This is a genomic window from Vibrio sp. Y2-5 (genome assembly GCF_014596725.1).
GTDB lineage: Bacteria > Pseudomonadota > Gammaproteobacteria > Enterobacterales > Vibrionaceae > Vibrio.
Window position 1 is genome coordinate 581,869 of record NZ_JACVEG010000002.1, and the last position, 19,929, is coordinate 601,797.

Below are 19,929 nucleotides of genomic sequence, written 5' to 3' on the forward strand. Positions count from 1 at the left end.
ATAATTCACAGCGATACAGCTGATGGCTGATTGTTAAGCAATGGATTATCAAACCAATTGCAAAGTTCTGTGAATAGTTGCTTGCGATTTACTTTTGTAGTGAAAGTTGCATGGAGTGGCGCTTTTTCAGTAGAACCATCAATTGAGGTAATAAAGATACAGCGATCATTCCTCCCATAAGACTGTACTGATGCAGCGAATACAGTTCATTCATTAACAATCCGCCACAGACAATACCTGCAATTGGGTTGGCAATGCCACCAAAGGTAAAGTCAACAATCGACATACGTTGTAATAACCATACATACAAGCTATAGCTGAAAGCGGTATTGAGTAATGTTATCCAGACTAACCCACCCAAATTGGTCGTGTTGAAGGTGCTTATCGCATCAATATATGGCTGTGGATTCACTCCTGCGTGAACCAAAGTTACCAGCGTGAGTGCGACTCCACCTAAAAGGAGTTGCCATGTTAATACTGTCCACCAATCAATTTCTCCGCCCAATGTTTTTGTCAGCGATGAGCCATAAATAATGCACGAAATAGCCGCCAACATGGCAATCAACCCGATAGGGCTTAGTGCAATGGATTTAGGGTCAAACAGCAGCCACGCAAGCAACACCAGCAATATGCCGCTCATGAGCTGAACTTTGGATGGCGCCGTGCGGTTAAATAGCCAATGGTATGCCATAGCAAACACAGGTACTGAAATCATTCCGACACCAGCGATAGCGGAAGGTAAGGTTAATGCCATGACAAATATCAGGCTAAAGAAAGCCGCGATATTAACAATACCGATGGTAATCAAAGGCTTCCAGCTTGCTTTAGTCGGAAAAGTCGGTTTTATTGCAAGCAAAATAAGCCCAGCAGGCAAAGCTCGCAGGGCACCGAGTAGCAGAGGAGGCCAACCCGCTAGGGTGTATTGTGTGACAGCGTATGTGGTTCCCCAGAAGAATGCGGGAATCATGGCAAATAAAATATTCATATTAAGTATCTTTATATCAAGATATTTGTGCGGCAAATCTAAAACATAAATTAGTTATTGTAAAGTATCTTTACATTGAAGTATTTTAACGCGATGAAAAAGAAAGAGTTGTAAAACAATGGATGCAATTGATAGGGCGGTATCCCAATGGGATACAGAGAGACCGGATCTCAACACTGTGCCAATGGCTGTGATAGGACGCCTGATGCGCCTGTCCAAAATTCTCGAGGGCCGAATAGCAGAAGTACACAAGAAATATGATTTGAAGATGGGCGAGTTTGATGTTCTGGCGAGTTTGCGCAGAGCGGGTGCACCTTATCGGCTGACGCCCTCGGAATTACTGACATCTATGCTACTGACATCTGGAGCCATGACTAATCGATTGGACAAACTGGAAAGCAAGAATCTTATCCTTCGTCAGCACAGTCAAGCCGATAGACGTAGCGTTGAAGTTGAGCTAACGGAAACCGGTTTAGCATTGGTCGATGAGCTGGTTACTGAGCATGTGAAGGTTCAGGAAGAGCTTGTGGCTGGTTTATCTAAGGCAGAGCAACAACAAATCGGCCAATGTTTGAAGTTGTGGCTTAAAACGTTTGAAGAGTAAAGGATGGGCAAACCGATGGATATACGGCGTTTAGAAGAGTACTTACACAACTTACCGCAGGCTGAAGCATGTAATCCCTTCGGCCCAGATCCTTTGGTTTTTAAGATACGCGATAAGATGTTTGCGTATCTTGCTTTCGATACGGACAAACCCTTCGTTACTTTAAAATGCGAACCTCAAGATGGTGCTTTTCTTACTGACCAGTTTGATGCCATAAAGCCGGGTTATCACATGAATAAACGACATTGGATTTCTGTTGTTTTGGATGGAGATGTGGAGCCAGACATGATGGAAGATTTGTGTCTAAAATCATTCCGTTTGGTCGTCAGTAAGCTAAAAAAATCCGATAGAGAAGCTATTCAGTTGTTGCTGCCTTGAAACCACACAATTGATTTATGAACCATAAAAAATGCAGCTCATCCGCTGCATTTTTTTATCGAACATGAGGTTTTTATCCCCTCGACCTTAAGCCATTTGTGCTTCCAACCGTTTTGCGCCTCGCAACATGGCTTCAATCAGTTCAGTGGCATTAAACTTCTCAAGGGCTTCATGAGCGCCAACCTGACGAGCTCTGTCCACACAAATTTCACTCGACAGTGAAGTGTGTAGGATGATGTATGCATGACTCAGGTCTTTATCATTTTGTACTTCAAACGCTAGCTCATAGCCATCGAGCCCCGGCATCTCAATGTCACTGACGAGAAGATCGATAGCATTGTTTTCGTTCGCCATCTTCTTCATAAATTCAGCAGCTTCATTGCCATTTTTGCACACGTAGTAGGGGATATTAATTCGGTCTAAAGCATCCGACAGTTGTTTGCGGGCAATAGACGAATCATCAACCAGCAAAATATTCAGTGCTTTAAGACGCTCACGCTCTACGTCTGTCAACATTGGCACCTTGGTCGATTCATATTGCGGGTAAATTTTTGACAGCAGTAATTCGACATCAAGCAACTGAACTATGTTGTCTTCGTAGCGTGTAATGCCGGTAACAAACACATTTTTACCTGCAGTACTCGGTGCTGACTCGATAGAGCGCCAGTTACAGTCGATGATTTTTTCAATGCTGCGAACCATAAAAGCAACGACAGTACGCAAACAATCCGTGACGATCAAATAGCTTTTTTCGTATTCGTCTGGGGCTATCGGTCGAAAACCAATTGCTGCCGCCATGTCTATCACGGGTACAGTTAAATTACGAAACGTGACGGTACCTATCACATGGTGGTGTGAATAAGGGATCTGAGTCATAGGCATATAGGGCACAATTTCTCGAACTTTTAATGTTCCAATAGCGAACAACTGCTTTTGCAGGTTCAAAGTGAACATTAACATGCCTTGTGACTGATTTGCCTTGCTTATTGTCTTAGCCATAGTGGTACTACTTCAATAATTCTACTGGTAACTATACTAACGCATATTGTCATATCATCAACGGGTGACATTGATTTAGACGCGGATTTTCTATTTTAGTTTACAAAAAGTGGGGTGCGTGTCCATTTAGCATAGGGTAGACTTCGTGCTTTAGAAATGAGGAGAGAATGAAATGGCAAGAACCGCAGCAGCCCTTCACATTTTGGTTAAGCACAAAGAGCAAGCGGAAGATATCATCCAGCAGCTTAAAAAGGGCGCCAAATTTCAGGTGTTAGCGAAAAAGCACTCTTTATGTCCTTCCGGTAAAAAAGGTGGGGATCTTGGTGAATTTCGTCAGGGACAAATGGTGCCACAGTTTGATAAAGCTTGCTTTCAAGGTGAAGTCCTCACCCCTCAGCTAGTAAAAACTAAATTTGGCTGGCATGTCCTTAAGGTGCTGTATCGCACATAAGGTAAGTATGCATCGCCACTCATAATGATGTTTAGAAGCCCAGAATATTTTAGATAATGTTCTGGGCTTTTTTGGGTTAGTCATACCGTAGTTGTTTGCAAAATTAACCAAACTGTATGCCTAACCAACTCCTGCAAATCTTAGTTTTCAATAACTACAGCGCTTTGATTAAAACTGGTAGTTATATTCAATACGGTGATCGCCGTCAGCAAAATTAACCTTCTCATTCCAGTTTGCAAAGTAACGAATATTGGAGCGAGGAGTAAGCTGGTAAGAAATGGCCAATTCGTGAGTCAGGATATTGTCATCTCCGGCAAAATTTCCGTCCTTATAGGTATCTGAGCCTGACAGTGTGTGCATGTACATCGGGTTGTAGTTGACCCAAATTTTATCGGTTAAAGCTACTTTAGAGTACATACCGACGACAGTAAAAGTCCCTGGTATCTCATAGCCGTCATCTTGCGTATTTTGGACTGTCACACCCGCACCAGCTAGTGGATATAAGTTTAAGAAACCGCCAATTTGAGGAAGTGCTTGAAGAATACTGTAAGAGGCATTTAACGTTTCACTATCAACGTCATAGCTTAAGTCTAGCTGACGACCTTGCCCATTTTGGGTGTTAGCTTGGAAATTTCGCAAGCGGAAAGAATCGATGCTGTCATCTACAGAACCATATAAAGGGTCTTCGTTATCTCGAATACCTAATACATCGCCACCAATACCTTTAAGCTCGAAGACATTCATGGCCGCAACGTTTTCTTTGCCAGAATCGTAGGTTTGCCCCACTTTAAGGTTTAAGCCTTTATCCGTAATACCAACACCACCTTGGGTAAATACCGCAAGTGGATCTGACATATCTTGAACTTCTTTTGTTTGCTCTTCTGCAATTGAACCGAAAGAAATCCCTGAGATAACTAAAGTGAGTAGGGAAAGTGGTAGTGCTTTATTCATAATTAAATACTCATAATTGGGGGAGTAAAATAGTACCAACCATTGTCTTTGAGTAAGTATGCGATGGTATGGCTATTTTTTGAGTCTGTTTTATTAGAACGCCGTGCCTTTTATTATAACCTACATGTGAACTTATTAAATTAGAACGAGTGGGAAAGTTGCTCTTTCCTAATCGGAAAGAGTAGGAAAGAGCAACTTTTAATAATAATTCTTTAGGTTTTTCTAATTTAGAATACCTTTTTATTTTGGAATGTTTTCCTCGGATTAAATAACTCAAATACATTCTTAAAAATAAGACAAAAGATTAACCTCATGAATTTGTTAAAGTAATTCTTAGATTTTAATTATTATTAATCTGGCAGGATTTTGTCCCATTGACTTATTCTCTATCAACGTTAGTTTTACATAAGTCAGGTCTATGGTTAGGAGTTTTTATAATGACAGAAGGAAAAAAACTAAACGTACGATTACTTTCTGATGTCTGTATGCAATCACGTTTACTTAAAGATGCGCTTGAGTCTAAACTTCCAATAAAGATAGAAATTTCTCCTTTTTGCGATATGTGGATGCAGGAAAATAATCCTTCATGTCATGATACTCAGCTAGTCCTTATCGATTACGCGCGTCTCGACGATCATGCACTCTCTGATTATGCCTCATTCAAACACTTGTGCTGTGCAGATGCGCGAGAAGTTGTACTCAACTGCCCTAGTGATATTGAAGCAAAGGATTTGTTTAAATGGCAATGTTTGGCGGGTGTATTTTATGCTGATGATGATATCGATGTATTAGTGAAAGGTATGGGGAAAATTATAAAGGGCGAAATGTGGTTAGCTCGCCGATTGGCTCAAGAGTACATTCTCCATTATCGTTCTGGTAACTCAGTTGTTACGTCTCAAATGTTCTCAAAATTAACTAAACGGGAACAACAAATTATTAAACTTCTTGGTAGTGGTGCATCAAATATTGAGATAGCGGATCAGCTATTTGTAAGCGAGAATACGGTTAAAACGCATCTTCATAATGTATTTAAGAAAATTAATGCGAAGAATCGTCTTCAAGCATTAATTTGGGCTAAGAATAACATTGGAATTGAAGAAGTCAGTCAATAATAAAAACGTTTATTGAATTAAATACAATCTAATTAAAAAGTTTATATTTAATAAGGCAGCTTAGCTGCCTTATTTATACTACAGCTATTGTCTATTCTACAAACACGGCCGTTCCGCTAACGGAAACCATTAGCATGCCGTTCGTTTTTCCAAAAGTTTCGTAATCCAAGTCAATACCGACAACAGCATTAGCTCCAAGCTCCCTAGCGCGCTCTTCAAGTTCGGCTAATGCAATCGTTCGAGCTTTTTGTAACTCATGTTCATAGGTTGCAGAGCGTCCACCAACGATATCTCTAATGCCGGCGAACAAATCTTTAAATATGTTAGCGCCGAGAATGGCTTCGCCTGCAATCACTCCGCAATAACGGACGATACGTTTGCCTTCTACCGTAGGTGTTGTGGTTACTATCATAGAAAACTCCCAATGGATAATCGTGTGATCTGATTTTTGTTATACCACCTTTAGCGTATCAATGCTTATTCAATTAAAGCTGTATTTTAACTTATTGAATTATTTCCTATTAATTTAACAATTAATTTTGTTCTTTAAGATTAATATGTTGATTTGTTGTTATTGAAAAGGCTGGTTATAACGCTTTCTTTTTCTACGTAGTGAAAAACTTATGGCGCTAGAACAGTTGTTAGATTCCATTGCCGAAAAAGGTTGGTATGTCTGGGATGATTTTCTAACCCTTGAACAAGTTAAATTACTCAAGAGTTGCGCTTCAGATGATTGGCTGCGGGCACGTATTGGTAGAAACGAAGATACGCAAAGAGCCACTGAAATTCGTCGCGACAAAATTCAGTGGCTAGACATAGACATGGGACAGCCGGTACAGGACTACCTAGAGCGAATGGAATTTATTCGACGAGAGGTCAATCAAGCTTTATTCCTAGGTTTGTTTGAGTATGAAGCTCATTTTGCCCAATACGAAGTGGGAGATTTTTACAAAAAGCATTTAGATGCTTTTCGTAGCAATGAAAGCCGCAAGCTGACGACGGTTTTCTACATGAATGAAGGTTGGTGTGACGCCAACGGCGGTGAATTGAAAGTGTATGACCTCAACGACCAACTCATTCAAACTATTACCCCTATTGCAGGGCGTTTAGTCGTATTTCTTGCAGAACAATTTCCACATGAAGTACTTCCAGCCCACGCGAAACGCTACAGTATTGCAGGCTGGTTTAGAACCAATGGTGTCAGTGAAAATCGGCTTGATATCCTTAGCTAAAAAAACAGGCGTTCAGCCTGTTTTTTCTTCATAGAAACGACAAAATGACCGTTAATTTCAAGTTTGTTTCAAGTACTGGTGTTGAAGTATATACATGCGTTTTACATCTCGGTATTGACCGTTGATAAAGAACTCTTCGACTAGATGCCCTTCTTCAATAAAGCCACATTGTTCATAAAGGTGAAGCGCTTTTTCATTCTCAATCGCCACGTGCAAGTAAATTTTGTGAAGATTTAGGATAGTGAAAGAGTAATCTAATGCTTTGTTAATTAATGTGTTCGCGTAACCTTTCCCTTGGTGTTCGGGGGTAATAATGATCTGGAATTCAGCACTGCGGTGAATGTAGTCAATTTCGATAATTTCCACCAAACCAATCAGTGATTTGTTTTCGTCTTCAACCACGAAGCGCCTCTCCGCGTTGTCGTGAATGTGCTTGTTATAAAGTTCTTCCAGTTCATCAAAAGACTCATACGGTTCTTCGAACCAATAAGACATGATGTTTCTGTTGTTATTCAAATTGTGGATAAATCTAAGGTCGCCACGTTCTAACGCTCGAAGAGATAAATTCTGTTTCATGTGGATGTCTCATACAGGTGGTACGGATTTATATCATTGTTTTATTACAGTTTAGTCTTCTACTCTTTGTCAAAACTGTCTACGACAATTGCGCCCATAGAGGCGGGCATAGTGATAACGATGATCCGTTTGAATGCCAATATGGTGTCATCGATGATGGGCAATTTGTTTAAGGCAAATAACACCAAGCTGACGACAAAAGCAGCTAGAAGATAGGCGATAGCAATGCGAAAAACAAACACGGATATTCGATGTTTAATATCACGCTGAAACACACTTTGATAGGCGAATACACCCAGAAAGCACAAAGAAAGGCTCATAAGAAACAACAAATTGCTCGTTGGTAACGTAGTACCCAGTTGCCAGGCTTCTTCTGAGAATGAAATGGGAACCGCTAATGCGAAAGCTCCCACACATACTTGGCTGGCATCTTCCATATTGAAGCTAAAATTCATCATTCAAACTCCTTCTGTTTTTATTAACTGTACGCTTTGCTTAGAGTTTGTCTATGGGGTTGTATGTGATAGCAGCAATTTGCATATCTTCCTCTGTCACGGTACTGCCCCCAAAACGTAACGGGTCTGACATCTGCCCATTAAATACTGTTGTAAATGAACAGGAATGGTGGGCAAGTGAATGAAAGTAACCATATTTGGAACGGGATACGTGGGACTGGTGCAGGCCGCAGTGTTGAGTGGGGTTGGACACGACGTGTGTTGCGTAGATGTCGACGCAGATAAAATCAGCAAACTACAAAGAGGTGAAATCACCATTTATGAGCCGGGGCTAGAGCAACTAATCAACAACAACCTTGCTACCGGACATTTATGTTTTACCTCTGCTGCAAAAGAAGGCGTTGAGTTCGCTGACGTTATTTTCATTGCTGTAGGAACGCCACAAGACGAAGACGGTTCAGCAGATCTTCGCTATGTATTGAACGTAGCGAAAACAATCGCCACATGCTCTTGCCACAGAAAAATTGTCATCAATAAATCCACCGTTCCTGTAGGCACAGCTCAGCAAGTGAGCGATGTATTGAGGGAAACGCGAGAAGAATTGGGGCTGTCGCCAATACTATTCTCCGTTGTATCCAATCCCGAATTTCTAAAAGAGGGAAGTGCGGTGTCTGACTGTATGCGTCCAGACCGGATTGTAATTGGGTTAGATGAAATGGACGTGCATTTTGCAGACGTTAAAGATCTGATGCGGGAGTTGTATGCGCCGTTTAATCGCAATCACGAAAAAATTCTGTTCATGACAGTGAAATCGGCGGAACTCACTAAATATGCGGCAAACTGCATGTTAGCAACCAAAATCAGTTTCATGAATGAAATGGCTAACATTGCAGATAAGCTTGGTGCTGATATCGAACAAGTGCGTAAAGGCATAGGTAGTGATGAAAGAATTGGCTATCACTTTATCTATCCCGGTTGTGGATATGGTGGTTCATGTTTTCCTAAAGATGTTCAAGCTTTGATCCGTTCGGCTGAAAACATAGGCTACGAAAGTGGAATTCTAAAAGCAGTGGAAAACACAAACTTTCACCAAAAAAGAAAGCTCTTTGAGCAAATTTGTGCACATTTTGGAGGAGAGAGCAATCTAAAGGGTAGAACGTTTGCTCTTTGGGGATTAGCCTTTAAGCCTAAAACCGATGATATGAGAGAAGCGCCTAGTCGTGTATTAATGGAAGCGTTATGGGCGGCCGGATCTACTGTACAAGCCTATGACCCCAAAGCGATGGAGGAAGCTCAGAGGCTTTATTTTTTACGCAATGACCTTGTGTTAATGGGAACCAAAGAAGCGACATTAAAAGGTGCAGATGCTTTGATTATTTGCACAGAGTGGCAGAATTTTAAAGCGCCCGACTTCAATTTAATATATTCAGAGTTGAGCGAACCAGTCATATTTGATGGAAGGAACCTTTTTGAACCGATAAGAATGGCAGCGAGGGGATTTACATATTGGTCTATTGGTAGGGAAGTTGCTCGCCCAGATTAACATAGGCGAGCATAAATCAGACTGGTTTAGAGAATAGTTGTACTTTCTTGCATATAGCGTTTCAGGATAGGGCTTTCCATTTGCTTTTTGTCCGCTGGTTCCCAGAGACCTTTCTGAATGCCATCGATGATCATATGTATTACAGCGGAATCGATGGCTGACATTACCGCTATGTTGACGGGTTCGTTATTGGTATAACCTGACTCCAATTCAAGCAAATCTTGGTATGCAATGTAACGGAAAGCACTACCACTTAAAGCGTGAGAAAAAATGGTTTTGCTGGTAGTGACGCTGAGTAAAATCTGACCAGTTCGAACATCTACGGCTCGTAGGTTGACGGTCACTTGATCCATGCGATATTCGCCATAAGTTGCAAGTCCGAAATAGCCGATACCATGACCACCACTTTTCAAGTCGGACTCATAGCCAATGATGCCGCCTTCAATGACTAAGTTCGCTGATTTTAACGCAGGTAAATCATCGCCAATGTTTACTGGGGCTTCATCTTTCTTTTGCGCTGCACGAATGATTTTTCGCTCCGTAAGTAAGTTTTGTAAACCTTCACGCTCTAAAGGCAAAAACCATTTAGAATCCAATAAAGAAGAAGTCAGCATAGACGTTCCTCCTTGGGGTACCGCTGTTGCAAAGGTACTTGAAGGGTAGTCTTTGTACTGACCAGTTTGGTCGCGGAAATCATACACGGAAACCATAATCTTCCCTTTAGGAAGAGGTAGGCTAATAAGATCTTTGTATATCGCCCCTCTTGGCGCTAGTGTCGGATATTCTTCCGCATCAGGAGTATCCATAAAATTTGAGCACCCTGTAAGTGAGAGCACGAGAGCCACTGCTAGGCAAAGTCCTTTTTTCATTTTTTATCTTCCTGAACTACAAACCTGTAACTTCGATTGTGGTGGATTCACCAGTCGTCTTATCGAAAACGGTGATGGTTAAAAATCCATCATTATCGGTGATGGTTAATGTGTAATCGTCCGTTTCTAAACTTCCAGGTTCTCCGCTGGAAATTAACTGGCCTAACAGCCGTGATTGTAATGAAGAAAGCAGTGACGATACCGATGATCTATCGTTGTTTGCTCTATCTGGATCTTCATAGTCGTTAATGGCTTCTGCTCTGGCAAACAAGTGTGAAGTGTTCAGTGGGTTGCCACCGAACGTAGGATTTATGGGTTTGTAAGTCAGTTTGGATGCAAATGTTGGAGCCGCTATAAAGTTGCAGATGATTAGGCTGAGACTGATCACTAGTCCTTTCTTGAACCCAAAATTTGATTTTTCAGGTTGAGATTGCCGCTTAGTAACACCCAGAGTTTTCATATTTTTCCCTTATAAGCATTTGTTATAATTCGTCATGTGCGAGATCGAATGTGTCGGAATACATCCGTTGTATTCGCCACTTGGTTAAATAGTCTTGTACTATTCTTACTGCTTTTGCCGCCTGTTCTTTTGACTCTTTCATTTTGGGTGAAAGACTGGTGCGAAAAACCACTTTTTGCGAATGCCAAATGGTCATAATTGTTCCAAACTTGGCCGTCGTTTTTTCAGTTATTGTTAAATTCTCTTCTAAGTTTTCTTCACTCTCGTTGAGTTGTTGTGCGAACTCTGAATAAAACATGCTCCCAATTCGGGTCATCGTCCTATCTAAGATGAGGCCATTGACTTCATCCAGAGAGTCATGCTGAACATCTTCTAGTTGCTGTGTGTCTTCTATGGGAGCTTGAGCTCCTGCATTCTCTTTTGCATGCAAACAAGATGTTTGTAACGAGAAAAGCATGAATAAAACTGTGAGAAAGCTATTAATTCTAAACGTCATGTTCGAATCTTATAGAAATGATTGAGACGAATTAATAATAAGATTTAATTTCCATTAATTGTATAAACCAAAGTATTAGAATTGAACAAATAAAATAGTCTATTTGTATTTGTTGTCACATGAAATTAACAACCAAAAACTTAAAAAATAATTACCAAATTTAATTTAAAGTTGATGGTTTAAAATCTTTGCTACCTCTAACCTAATTAACGAGAACACGGTGTTCTCTCGTGAAGGAGGAATTATGTCCATCCGGAATAATGCCTGCTTCAGTATGCTTGTGATGGGTATCGTTTTGTATTTGGCAATGTCGAACCTAGCTTGGGCGAACAATGATCTACAAGGTCAGAGTTATTATCAGTCTGAGAGTAATCATGGAGGTGAGAGTCGTCACCATGATCACTCTAAAAATAGAAGACATACTCATGCAGGTGAGTTCGGTTACGATTTGGACTTAAGTGAATTCAATGAGTTAGAAGCTATTTCGACCAATGATAATTATGCTGAAGTCGTCTTGGAAAACTCGATATTAGGAAATGTTTATATCGAGCAGGGAAGTCAGATTGCAGGTAACAAAGCGAAAGTAATCCAGTCAGACAGCGTAGGGAGTGAGGCTGGAATTTGGCAATATGGCGGGGATAATACTGCTTTAATTACTCAGACAGGTAAGTTTAATGAAGCTTACATAGCACAGTATGGTTATGGAAATAATGCTTGGATTCATCAAGCTGGAAATAACAATACCGCGGCTATTATCCAGTATGGATATGGCAGTTCTTTGAGTATTAATCAAACAGGCAATAATAACCAAGCCATTATTGTTGATAACGGTGGTTCTAATTATGGCATCAGTCAAAATGGTAATGACTATGTTGCCATAATTGGGGGCTATGGTATCGATGTGTATGTTACTCAAAATTAATCAACAGCACATTTAGATACTTGTCTATTCAAATGTAACAATATGATATAAAGGAAATTGTCATGAAAACTAAATTGGCATTAGTAATTGCAGCAACGTTAACTTCAACAACTGTGTTAGCAAATAATACAGCAGACGTAAATATGTTTATGACTTCAGAATCTGACGTCACGGTATTCCAACAGTCGCCAGATGAAGGGAACACGGCGGACATTAAATCCTTCTTTGTAGAAGACTCTTCTCTGTCAATTTCTCAAGTAGGTGGTGAAAACGACGCTCAAATTTTAGCTGTAGGAGTGGACAACGGAGATTTCAGCATCGATCAAACTGGCGATCTCAACGAAGCTCTAATTAAGACTGAGCCCGTTTTCTTTGATAATTATACAAACGACACTGTTTCTATTACTCAGAATGGTGAGAGCAATAATTCTCAAGTGTTGCTTCAGGGTGGTACAGATGATGCTAATGTTGAACTTAACGTCGTTGGTACACTAAACGAAACTAGTGTTGTGCTGAACAGAGGTCATGGCAGTATTGTTACTGGCGCTGTCGATGGTAATAATAACATGGCTGATGTTTACGTTGATGATAGCTTCGACAATACGATTGCCTTTGAACAAACTGGCGACTCCAACACCATCGATGTTGATGTAACTGGATGGAGTGACAACAACAATCTTGACATCACACAAACCAGTTCAAATGCAACTGCTAATGTAGCTGTCTACTGGGGAAGTACAGAAAACACTATCAACGTTACTCAAACATATGGTGATGTTGCGAATGTAAATGTGGGTGCAAGCACAAATAACGTCGTTACAGTTACTCAATACTAACAGATTACTATGTTAGTACGTTATCTAGCGGCGCTTTGCGCCGCTTTTCTCATTTCATTGAGTGCTATAGCAATGGACAGTTCATCATTGAGCTTTTACGGTGGGGCGCTTCAATTTGAATGCTCTCAGGACGTGCAACGAGTGAAGCTTACCGCGAAAACGGCCAAGCAATTCGCTGCAAAAATCGTGGCAAGTACCGCTTCCGGTAACAAAATGAGTTATGGATTCTCTAATCGCAGTGCTTTGAGTTTGGGCTTTGGTGTTAATGATTTGCCCATTCGTATTGAAGTGATTAGTGAAAGTGAAGGAACTGAATCCTTTACGCTTGAAGCGGGATGTCAATTGAAATCAAATATGTCCTCTTAACATCTAGTAACCATAAATGAGTTTACTCATTCGATATGAGTTGTAACGAAGCTATTTAGCCATTCATTTATGGATATCCCAATAGCACTATTACATTGGATAATCGAGATGAACACACTTGAACATACATTGCAGGGCGTTGGTGCTGGCTTGATAACTCTTTCGGTGTTTCTTGAAATCAATCTGTCAGTTCACGCTTTACATTTGGTAGAGCTAATAAAGTCAGTAATGTAATCGTTGCATCTAACCTTATTAGGTAGTCGTCGACGGATGATAAGACTGATGATGGGGAAGGGTTAAGCGTTAAAGCTAGTAGGTAGTAGGCTTGTTGTATTAAATATTCATTATCCAATTCGCTCTACATGCCAAAATGAAAACGTCCTCTCAATGATTAATTAAGAGGACGCTTAATAAGTCTGTCTTTAATGGACTTTATGCTTCAGGGAGCTCAACGCCTTTTTCTTTAAACAGACGGCGGCACGCTCGGCCATCACTGTGGAACAGGTGACAACGGTGCGCTGGAATACCAATCGACAACACATCGTCCGTTTCAACATCTAGCGTATCTGGCTGACGGTAGATCACATCTGAGTCAGAGCCTTTAAGGTTCATGTAAACCTGCGTTTCATTACCCAGTTTCTCAACCATCATCACTTTACCTTCAATGACCGCATCGCCTTCACTTGCCGTGAGCAAGTGCTCTGGGCGAACCCCTAAAGACATGCGCTCACCACGGTTAACGGTTGTGCCATCTACAGGAATCCAGAATGTCGTGCCATTAGAAAGTTGCACCATTACTCGTTCTTTCTCAACAGCTTCAATGAATACACTCATAAAGTTCATTTTTGGCGAGCCGATGAAGCCTGCGACAAAACGGTTTCTAGGGTAGTGGTAGAGTTCAAGAGGTTGACCTACTTGCGATACATATCCCGCATCAAGCACAACAATTTTGTCTGCCATTGTCATTGCTTCTACTTGGTCATGGGTAACATAAATCATGGTGCAACCCAATTTGCGTTGCAGCTTAGTGATTTCAGAACGCATTTGCACGCGAAGTGCTGCATCTAGGTTTGATAAAGGTTCATCAAGCAGGAACACGTTAGGTTGAGACACCAAAGTACGACCGATCGCCACACGCTGACGTTGACCGCCTGACAGCGCTTTTGGCTGGCGGTCGAGCAAATGTGTCAACTGCAGAATATCCGCAGCATGATCAACACGCTTATGGATCTCTTCTTTACTAGCTTTTGCCAGTTTCAAGCCAAAAGACATGTTGTCATAAAGGTTTAGGTGAGGGTAAAGAGCGTAAGATTGGAACACCATACCCACACCGCGTTTAGAAGGTTCAACATCGTTCATGCGTTGGTCGCCGATGTACAAGTCACCGGACGTGATGTCTTCTAAGCCTGCAATACAGCGAAGTAACGTCGATTTACCACAACCAGATGGACCTACGAATACAACGAATTCGCCTTCTTGAATGTCTAAATCAACATTCTTAGAGATCACTACATCGCCATAAGCTTTACAAACATTTTTTAACGTGACATTCGACATCTAGCTCGTCCTCGATCAACACTTTTTAATTACTATTGCTCATCATTGTACGACATTGTTTTGTGCAATGAACTACTAAGCAATAATAGTAGGAATACGTTTAAGTTTATGATTTCTCGACTTTGAGAAGAATCATTTAAGTGGCTAATAATTTGGTGTAATCCCAATTCGTTTTTAGCCTTTATCGGTAAGAAAAGAAAGGGTGATGTATTTTAGTAATATTTGGGTAAACGCTGCTCGAAATCATACATCACCCTTCATAGCCAAAATCAGACACTTAATTCATGCAAATATGTGTTCCCCCCGGAACGACGAACTTGCGTCGTATACACATTTGCGTAAGCACTCTAACCGGCAATGTAAACACCTAATGTTCGGTGCCAATAAAAGACTCTTACCATCCACTTTGGACGTAGTTAGTCTCTAAGATGTGAAGCAGGATGACATCCTCCTAATCTATTTTTTTGTGGGGGTAGTAGACAGGGATGAGTAGGAGGAGGGGGAATAGGGCGTAGTTAGATCAAGCTCAAATAATTGATGCTTTTGATGTTGAGGTTGCTCACAACAAAACATCTTTTTGTGATCATGCTCTACCAGATGTGGCGATGCAGATCACGAAAATAGTCCATAATAGCTAGGGCGTAGTGCGCAGGAGGATGAGTAGCAGCCTGTTTTTTCTGATGATATATGTCGAAATACGGCAAAACCTCTTGGTTAGCTCTACAACATAAATATTAAAAGGATATGAACATGAAAAACGCCCTAAGTACCGTAGCGCTTAGCACATTAGTAGCTCTTGGCTCGTTTGGCGCTCACGCTGCAATCGAAGAAGGCCAATTGACTATCTGGATCAACGGAGACAAAGGCTACAATGGATTGGCAGAAGTTGGTAAGAAGTTTGAAGAAGATACGGGTATTAAAGTCACTGTTGCTCACCCAGATGCACTTCAAGATAAATTCCCTCAAACTGCTTCAACTGGCGACGGTCCTGATATCGTATTTTGGGCGCACGACCGTTTTGGTGGTTATGCTGAAGCTGGTTTGCTTGCAGAAATTAAACCATCTCAACAAATTAAAGATGGCATTATCGATTTCGCTTGGGATGCAGTTAACTACAACGGCAAGCTGATTGGTTACCCAATCGCAGTAGAATCACTATCTCTTATCTACAACAAAGATCTTGTTCCAAATCCACCAAAATCTTGGGAAGAAGTTGCGGCGTTAAATGCTGAGCTTAAGAAACAAGGTAAGTCTGCAATCATGTGGAACCTAAAAGAACCGTACTTCACTTGGCCTCTAATGGCTGCTGATGGTGGTTACGCGTTTAAGTACACAGCTCAAGGTTACGATGTTAAAGACGCTGGTATCGCGAACAAAGGCGTTTCTGAAGCAATGAATTTTGTTAAAGGTCTTGTTGATAAAGGCGTAATTTCTTCTGATATGGATTACTCAGTTTCTGAAGCTGAATTCAACAAAGGCAATACAGCAATGACTATCAATGGCCCATGGTCATGGGGCAACATTGAGAAGTCTGGTATCAACTACGGTGTGACGACTCTGCCTAAATTTAACGGTCACTCATCTAAGCCATTCGTTGGTGTATTAACAGCAGGTATTAGTACTGCTTCTCCAAACAAAGACCTAGCAGTAGAGTTCCTAGAGAACTACCTACTAACCAACGAAGGTCTACGTAAGATGAATGATGACAAGCCACTGGGTGCAGTTGCATTGAACTCGTTCCAAAAAGAATTGGGTAATGATCCTCGTATTGCAGCAACAATGGATAACGCAATGAACGGTGAAATTATGCCAAATATCCCACAGATGAATGCTTTCTGGGGCGCAGCTAAGAACGCAATCGTCAACATCGTTGATGGTCGTCAAACTGTAGATGCAGCACTTGCAGATGCAGAAAAGCAAATGGTTAAGTAATTTTTTAGTTCTACTTTTGGGGAGGGGGTAACTCCTCCCTACTTTCTCAGTTTATTTCGCTAGCAGGTTGTACTATGCAGTCAGTTCAAGGTTCAGAAGCGATGCCAACACCATCAACACCGTCATCTTCTAATAAGCGCGCACTACTTAAGTGGGCAGCGTTAGGGACTGTTGGTGTGGTTAATGGTTATGCATCCATTCTTATGTATTCGCGCGGTGAGTCTGCCTTTGCGTTACTTACACTCTTTCTTACCGCATTAGCACTTTATATTTTTGGCAGTAAGAAAACTTACGCCCATCGCTATATCTACCCAGGTGTCGCTGGGATGATTCTGTTCATCCTTTTCCCATTGGCGTACACCGTTAACTTGGCTTTCACCAACTATAGCGCTAAGAATCAACTCTCTTTAGAACGTGCTCAGTCTGTATTGATGGATCGAACATTCCAGAGCGGTCAGAGTTACTCATTTGATCTGTATGAGACCGACGCAGGTTTTCAGATCACGATTAAAGATGGTGACACTCAATATGTGACAGAAGCATTTTCATTGAATGCTGCAAGTCGTGAGTTAAACCTTACGCCTGCTGAACAGTCTGTATCAGGTAAAAAAGCACCAATTAAAACCATTATCAGTAACCGCTCTGCTTTGAGTGAGTTCGATCTCCATTTCCCTGATGGTAATGACATTCGCATGAGTGGATTGCGTAAGTTCGCTGCGGTATTACCGCTATACAAAATGCAGGAAGATGGTGTCACTCTAACGAACCAAGAAACAGGTGAAGTACTGCGTCCAAACATGGATGTCGGTTTCTACCAACCTGTAGATGAGAATGGTCAGTTTGTTGGCTCAACGGTATCACCAGGCTTTGTTGTTTCCATCGGTACTCATAACTTTGAACGTGTATGGAAAGATGATGGTATTAAAGAACCCTTTATCAGCATCTTCATTTGGACAGTTATTTTCTCTTTGTTGACTGTCGTGTTCACTCTGCTTATCGGTTTGGTGCTGGCGAGTGTTGTGCAGTGGGAAGCGTTGAAAGGTAGAGCAATTTACCGAGTATTGTTGATTCTTCCATACGCAGTACCAGCATTCATTTCGATTCTGATCTTTAAGGGTTTGTTTAACCAAAGCTTCGGTGAAATCAATATGGTGCTTCAAGCTATGTTTGGTATTAGCCCATCTTGGTTCTCAGATCCGCTGCTCGCAAAAACCATGGTGCTAGTAGTAAACACATGGCTAGGTTTTCCTTACATGATGATTCTTTGTATGGGGCTTCTAAAAGCGATACCAGATGATTTATACGAAGCATCGGCCATTGATGGTTCAAACTTTATGAGCAACTTCACTCGCATCACATTGCCTTTGATGATTAAGCCAATGACGCCGCTTTTGATTGCGAGTTTTGCTTTTAACTTCAATAACTTTGTGATGATTCAGCTCTTGACGCAAGGTGGCCCGAATATGATTGGCACTTCAGAGCCTGCGGGTTATACCGACCTATTGGTAAGCTATACATACCGTATCGCGTTTGAAGGTGGTGGCGGTCAAGATTTCGGTCTGGCAAGTGCAATCGCAACACTGATCTTCTTGTTAGTGGGTGGTTTAGCACTACTCAACCTTCGTTTCACTAAGCTAGAACAAGATTAAGGAGTCGCACAATGGCTATGGTACAAGGTAAAACCTTAAAATACAGAGTGTTGGCGACGCACATCGCGCTGTGGGCATTTCTAGCTTTAATCATCTTCCCATTACTGATGATTGTGGCGATTTCTTTCCGTGAAGGTAACTTCGCAACGGGTAGCTTAATTCCGGAAAATCCGTCACTAGAGCACTGGAAACTGGCGTTAGGTATTGCCGTTGAGAATGCTGACGGTTCAGTCACTCCGCCTCCATTCCCTGTTCTTACATGGTTATGGAACTCAGTGAAAGTGGCAGCCATCAGTTCAGTGTTGATCGTCGCGCTTTCCACCACTTCTGCCTACGCTTTTGCTCGTATGAAGTTCAAAGGCAAGAGCACTATTTTGAAAGCGATGATGATTTTCCAGATGTTCCCTGCGGTATTGGCGCTGGTGGCTCTATACGCATTGTTTGATAAGTTAGGTCAGTACATTCCATTCCTTGGTTTGAACACTCACGGCGGTTTGATTTTCTCTTACTTGGGCGGTATCGCGCTGCATGTGTGGACAATCAAAGGTTACTTTGAAACGATTGACCTTTCATTGGAAGAGGCCGCGGCGCTTGATGGTGCGACACCATGGCAAGCATTCCGTTTAGTACTGTTACCTCTTTCGGTACCGATTTTGGCAGTTGTGTTTATTCTCTCATTTATCGGTGTTGTGGGTGAGGTTCCAGTGGCATCTTTGTTACTTTCTGATGTAGACTCTTACACACTTGCGGTTGGTATGCAGCAGTATTTGTACCCTCAAAACTACTTATGGGGAGACTTTGCGGCAGCGGCAGTGTTATCTGCTTTACCAATTACTATCGTATTCTTGCTTGCGCAGCGTTGGCTAGTCGGAGGACTCACGGCCGGTGGTGTGAAAGGATAACAACGATAAGGGCGACTGTAAGGTCGCCCATTTTGTGTCTGCTTAACAACTTGGTTTGGCCGCTGATCAGTTAAGTTAGATACATAACTTCTGGCGTTACGCATAGCTGGCTGTTAGATCAATTCCTTACTGTAAATGACTAACGGTTTTTGTAACCATGACCTGAGCTCTGCTCAGGTTTTTTTATATCTGCGATAACCGTTTTACTGAGCTTTCATAAATCTTAGTGACGCGTTAGGTCTAATGAAATGACGAACTATCGACCACGCGAACTCGTATGACAAAAGAGATGTGACACTTAGGTAGGAACAATCTGTAGCAGGCTAAAATTCTTTACTGGATGGAGCACAACCAATGTATTGTAATAGTACATACAGGCTTTCTTGTTGCAGAGCGACTTTGCGGAATAGATCAGCGAATGTGTCATCTCCACCAAAGCAAGTGCGAATGTAGTGGTTGATTTCAGAAGGTTGATAACCTTCTACATACATAGTCCGAATCCAATGATATTCAACAGATTTTAAATCGGAGAGGGTGTTTTCACTTAAAGTAATATCACTGATGGACAATGCCATGTATTTGTTCTCGGGTGAGGTTATTCAATTTTCACGCATATTAAATCAGAGAAAAATGAAACTTCTATGACAACAACTC

Annotated in this window: 23 protein-coding genes; 12 read left to right on the top strand and 11 right to left on the bottom strand. The window is 41.5% G+C overall.

Annotated features, from left to right (window positions below):
- Positions 1-88: 88 nt before the first annotated feature.
- The gene (locus HUO09_RS07740) at positions 89-985 is read right to left on the bottom strand and encodes a DMT family transporter (RefSeq protein ID WP_188233555.1); all 897 of its coding nucleotides are present in this window, start codon (positions 983-985) and stop codon (positions 89-91) included.
- 118 nt (positions 986-1,103) lie between these two features.
- Here HUO09_RS07740 and HUO09_RS07745 point away from each other — a divergent pair, with 118 nt between their 5' ends.
- Positions 1,104-1,589, top strand: coding sequence for a MarR family winged helix-turn-helix transcriptional regulator (locus HUO09_RS07745; protein ID WP_167410317.1), 486 nt, complete (start codon positions 1,104-1,106; stop codon positions 1,587-1,589).
- A gap of 15 nt (positions 1,590-1,604) precedes the next feature.
- The gene (locus tag HUO09_RS07750) at positions 1,605-1,967 is read left to right on the top strand and encodes an MmcQ/YjbR family DNA-binding protein (protein ID WP_188233556.1); all 363 of its coding nucleotides are present in this window, start codon (positions 1,605-1,607) and stop codon (positions 1,965-1,967) included.
- 87 nt (positions 1,968-2,054) lie between these two features.
- On the opposite strand, the gene HUO09_RS07755 is transcribed toward HUO09_RS07750, so the two are convergent.
- Positions 2,055-2,966, bottom strand: coding sequence for a chemotaxis protein (locus HUO09_RS07755; RefSeq protein ID WP_188233557.1), 912 nt, complete (start codon positions 2,964-2,966; stop codon positions 2,055-2,057).
- Positions 2,967-3,138: 172 nt separating this feature from the next.
- Between HUO09_RS07755 and ppiC the strand changes: the two genes are divergently transcribed.
- Positions 3,139-3,417 carry a peptidylprolyl isomerase PpiC gene (ppiC, locus tag HUO09_RS07760; protein WP_102962430.1) on the top strand — a complete coding sequence of 93 codons (279 nt, stop codon included), beginning with the start codon at positions 3,139-3,141 and terminating at the stop codon, positions 3,415-3,417.
- A gap of 168 nt (positions 3,418-3,585) precedes the next feature.
- Here the strand turns inward: ppiC and HUO09_RS07765 are convergent, their stop codons facing one another.
- Complete coding sequence (locus tag HUO09_RS07765) at positions 3,586-4,368, bottom strand: hypothetical protein (protein ID WP_167410320.1); 783 nt, start codon at positions 4,366-4,368, stop codon at positions 3,586-3,588.
- A gap of 437 nt (positions 4,369-4,805) precedes the next feature.
- On the opposite strand from HUO09_RS07765, the gene HUO09_RS07770 reads away from it, so the two are divergent.
- Positions 4,806-5,480: a LuxR C-terminal-related transcriptional regulator gene (locus tag HUO09_RS07770; RefSeq protein WP_167410321.1), complete on the top strand. Its 675-nt coding sequence runs from the start codon at positions 4,806-4,808 to the stop codon at positions 5,478-5,480.
- A gap of 91 nt (positions 5,481-5,571) precedes the next feature.
- Here HUO09_RS07770 and HUO09_RS07775 read toward each other — a convergent pair whose 3' ends face one another.
- Entirely contained in the window at positions 5,572-5,892 is a 321-nt protein-coding gene (locus tag HUO09_RS07775) for a heavy metal-binding domain-containing protein (RefSeq protein WP_167410322.1), read from the bottom strand.
- Between the two features lie 211 nt (positions 5,893-6,103).
- Here HUO09_RS07775 and HUO09_RS07780 point away from each other — a divergent pair, with 211 nt between their 5' ends.
- Positions 6,104-6,712 (top strand): 2OG-Fe(II) oxygenase, encoded by a 609-nt coding sequence (locus tag HUO09_RS07780; RefSeq protein WP_188233558.1) that lies wholly within the window; start codon positions 6,104-6,106, stop codon positions 6,710-6,712.
- Positions 6,713-6,769: 57 nt separating this feature from the next.
- Here the strand turns inward: HUO09_RS07780 and speG are convergent, their stop codons facing one another.
- Entirely contained in the window at positions 6,770-7,288 is a 519-nt protein-coding gene (speG, locus tag HUO09_RS07785) for a spermidine N1-acetyltransferase (RefSeq protein WP_167410324.1), read from the bottom strand.
- Positions 7,289-7,347: 59 nt separating this feature from the next.
- On the bottom strand, positions 7,348-7,743 hold the full coding sequence (locus HUO09_RS07790) for a DUF2391 family protein (RefSeq protein ID WP_167410346.1): 396 nt from the start codon (positions 7,741-7,743) through the stop codon (positions 7,348-7,350).
- A gap of 181 nt (positions 7,744-7,924) precedes the next feature.
- On the opposite strand from HUO09_RS07790, the gene HUO09_RS07795 reads away from it, so the two are divergent.
- The gene (locus HUO09_RS07795) at positions 7,925-9,286 is read left to right on the top strand and encodes a UDP-glucose/GDP-mannose dehydrogenase family protein (protein WP_188233559.1); all 1,362 of its coding nucleotides are present in this window, start codon (positions 7,925-7,927) and stop codon (positions 9,284-9,286) included.
- Positions 9,287-9,312: 26 nt separating this feature from the next.
- Here HUO09_RS07795 and HUO09_RS07800 read toward each other — a convergent pair whose 3' ends face one another.
- From HUO09_RS07800 to HUO09_RS07810, 3 genes are read right to left on the bottom strand one after another with little or no spacing between them, the layout of a single operon-like run.
- The gene (locus tag HUO09_RS07800) at positions 9,313-10,155 is read right to left on the bottom strand and encodes a CsgG/HfaB family protein (protein WP_188233560.1); all 843 of its coding nucleotides are present in this window, start codon (positions 10,153-10,155) and stop codon (positions 9,313-9,315) included.
- Between the two features lie 16 nt (positions 10,156-10,171).
- A complete protein-coding gene (locus HUO09_RS07805; RefSeq protein WP_188233561.1) occupies positions 10,172-10,615 on the bottom strand; it encodes a curli assembly protein CsgF in 444 nt (147 codons plus the stop codon).
- A gap of 22 nt (positions 10,616-10,637) precedes the next feature.
- On the bottom strand, positions 10,638-11,111 hold the full coding sequence (locus HUO09_RS07810) for a curli production assembly/transport protein CsgE (RefSeq protein ID WP_223159342.1): 474 nt from the start codon (positions 11,109-11,111) through the stop codon (positions 10,638-10,640).
- A 244-nt stretch (positions 11,112-11,355) separates the two neighbouring features.
- On the opposite strand from HUO09_RS07810, the gene HUO09_RS07815 reads away from it, so the two are divergent.
- From HUO09_RS07815 to HUO09_RS07825, 3 genes are all read left to right on the top strand, one after another.
- Entirely contained in the window at positions 11,356-12,033 is a 678-nt protein-coding gene (locus HUO09_RS07815) for a curlin subunit CsgB (RefSeq protein ID WP_223159343.1), read from the top strand.
- A gap of 62 nt (positions 12,034-12,095) precedes the next feature.
- Complete coding sequence (locus tag HUO09_RS07820) at positions 12,096-12,869, top strand: curlin (RefSeq protein ID WP_188233562.1); 774 nt, start codon at positions 12,096-12,098, stop codon at positions 12,867-12,869.
- A 9-nt stretch (positions 12,870-12,878) separates the two neighbouring features.
- Positions 12,879-13,235, top strand: coding sequence for a hypothetical protein (locus HUO09_RS07825; RefSeq protein ID WP_188233563.1), 357 nt, complete (start codon positions 12,879-12,881; stop codon positions 13,233-13,235).
- 432 nt (positions 13,236-13,667) lie between these two features.
- Here the strand turns inward: HUO09_RS07825 and malK are convergent, their stop codons facing one another.
- Entirely contained in the window at positions 13,668-14,792 is a 1,125-nt protein-coding gene (gene malK, locus HUO09_RS07830; RefSeq protein WP_188233564.1) for a maltose/maltodextrin ABC transporter ATP-binding protein MalK, read from the bottom strand.
- A 750-nt stretch (positions 14,793-15,542) separates the two neighbouring features.
- Here malK and malE point away from each other — a divergent pair.
- The 3 genes from malE to malG all read left to right on the top strand — a co-directional run bounded on the left by malE (position 15,543) and on the right by malG (position 19,275).
- Complete coding sequence (gene malE, locus HUO09_RS07835; RefSeq protein WP_167410331.1) at positions 15,543-16,724, top strand: maltose/maltodextrin ABC transporter substrate-binding protein MalE; 1,182 nt, start codon at positions 15,543-15,545, stop codon at positions 16,722-16,724.
- Positions 16,725-16,798: 74 nt separating this feature from the next.
- Positions 16,799-18,373 (top strand): maltose ABC transporter permease MalF, encoded by a 1,575-nt coding sequence (gene malF, locus HUO09_RS07840; protein ID WP_188233565.1) that lies wholly within the window; start codon positions 16,799-16,801, stop codon positions 18,371-18,373.
- Between the two features lie 11 nt (positions 18,374-18,384).
- Positions 18,385-19,275 (top strand): maltose ABC transporter permease MalG, encoded by an 891-nt coding sequence (gene malG, locus HUO09_RS07845; RefSeq protein WP_188233566.1) that lies wholly within the window; start codon positions 18,385-18,387, stop codon positions 19,273-19,275.
- A 323-nt stretch (positions 19,276-19,598) separates the two neighbouring features.
- Here the strand turns inward: malG and HUO09_RS07850 are convergent, their stop codons facing one another.
- Entirely contained in the window at positions 19,599-19,850 is a 252-nt protein-coding gene (locus HUO09_RS07850) for a hypothetical protein (RefSeq protein WP_102941821.1), read from the bottom strand.
- Positions 19,851-19,929 lie beyond the last annotated feature (79 nt).

Excerpts from the sequence above, each read along its gene's own strand:
- HUO09_RS07740 (WP_188233555.1), bottom strand. The coding sequence starts at position 985 with ATGAATATTTTATTTGCCATGATTCCCGCATTCTTCTGGGGAACCACA.
- HUO09_RS07745 (WP_167410317.1), top strand. The coding sequence starts at position 1,104 with ATGGATGCAATTGATAGGGCGGTATCCCAATGGGATACAGAGAGACCG.
- HUO09_RS07750 (WP_188233556.1), top strand. The coding sequence starts at position 1,605 with ATGGATATACGGCGTTTAGAAGAGTACTTACACAACTTACCGCAGGCT.
- HUO09_RS07755 (WP_188233557.1), bottom strand. The coding sequence starts at position 2,966 with ATGGCTAAGACAATAAGCAAGGCAAATCAGTCACAAGGCATGTTAATG.
- ppiC (WP_102962430.1), top strand. The coding sequence starts at position 3,139 with ATGGCAAGAACCGCAGCAGCCCTTCACATTTTGGTTAAGCACAAAGAG.
- HUO09_RS07765 (WP_167410320.1), bottom strand. The coding sequence starts at position 4,368 with ATGAATAAAGCACTACCACTTTCCCTACTCACTTTAGTTATCTCAGGG.
- HUO09_RS07770 (WP_167410321.1), top strand. The coding sequence starts at position 4,806 with ATGACAGAAGGAAAAAAACTAAACGTACGATTACTTTCTGATGTCTGT.
- HUO09_RS07775 (WP_167410322.1), bottom strand. The coding sequence starts at position 5,892 with ATGATAGTAACCACAACACCTACGGTAGAAGGCAAACGTATCGTCCGT.
- HUO09_RS07780 (WP_188233558.1), top strand. The coding sequence starts at position 6,104 with ATGGCGCTAGAACAGTTGTTAGATTCCATTGCCGAAAAAGGTTGGTAT.
- speG (WP_167410324.1), bottom strand. The coding sequence starts at position 7,288 with ATGAAACAGAATTTATCTCTTCGAGCGTTAGAACGTGGCGACCTTAGA.
- HUO09_RS07790 (WP_167410346.1), bottom strand. The coding sequence starts at position 7,743 with ATGAATTTTAGCTTCAATATGGAAGATGCCAGCCAAGTATGTGTGGGA.
- HUO09_RS07795 (WP_188233559.1), top strand. The coding sequence starts at position 7,925 with ATGAAAGTAACCATATTTGGAACGGGATACGTGGGACTGGTGCAGGCC.
- HUO09_RS07800 (WP_188233560.1), bottom strand. The coding sequence starts at position 10,155 with ATGAAAAAAGGACTTTGCCTAGCAGTGGCTCTCGTGCTCTCACTTACA.
- HUO09_RS07805 (WP_188233561.1), bottom strand. The coding sequence starts at position 10,615 with ATGAAAACTCTGGGTGTTACTAAGCGGCAATCTCAACCTGAAAAATCA.
- HUO09_RS07810 (WP_223159342.1), bottom strand. The coding sequence starts at position 11,111 with ATGACGTTTAGAATTAATAGCTTTCTCACAGTTTTATTCATGCTTTTC.
- HUO09_RS07815 (WP_223159343.1), top strand. The coding sequence starts at position 11,356 with ATGTCCATCCGGAATAATGCCTGCTTCAGTATGCTTGTGATGGGTATC.
- HUO09_RS07820 (WP_188233562.1), top strand. The coding sequence starts at position 12,096 with ATGAAAACTAAATTGGCATTAGTAATTGCAGCAACGTTAACTTCAACA.
- HUO09_RS07825 (WP_188233563.1), top strand. The coding sequence starts at position 12,879 with ATGTTAGTACGTTATCTAGCGGCGCTTTGCGCCGCTTTTCTCATTTCA.
- malK (WP_188233564.1), bottom strand. The coding sequence starts at position 14,792 with ATGTCGAATGTCACGTTAAAAAATGTTTGTAAAGCTTATGGCGATGTA.
- malE (WP_167410331.1), top strand. The coding sequence starts at position 15,543 with ATGAAAAACGCCCTAAGTACCGTAGCGCTTAGCACATTAGTAGCTCTT.
- malF (WP_188233565.1), top strand. The coding sequence starts at position 16,799 with ATGCAGTCAGTTCAAGGTTCAGAAGCGATGCCAACACCATCAACACCG.
- malG (WP_188233566.1), top strand. The coding sequence starts at position 18,385 with ATGGCTATGGTACAAGGTAAAACCTTAAAATACAGAGTGTTGGCGACG.
- HUO09_RS07850 (WP_102941821.1), bottom strand. The coding sequence starts at position 19,850 with ATGGCATTGTCCATCAGTGATATTACTTTAAGTGAAAACACCCTCTCC.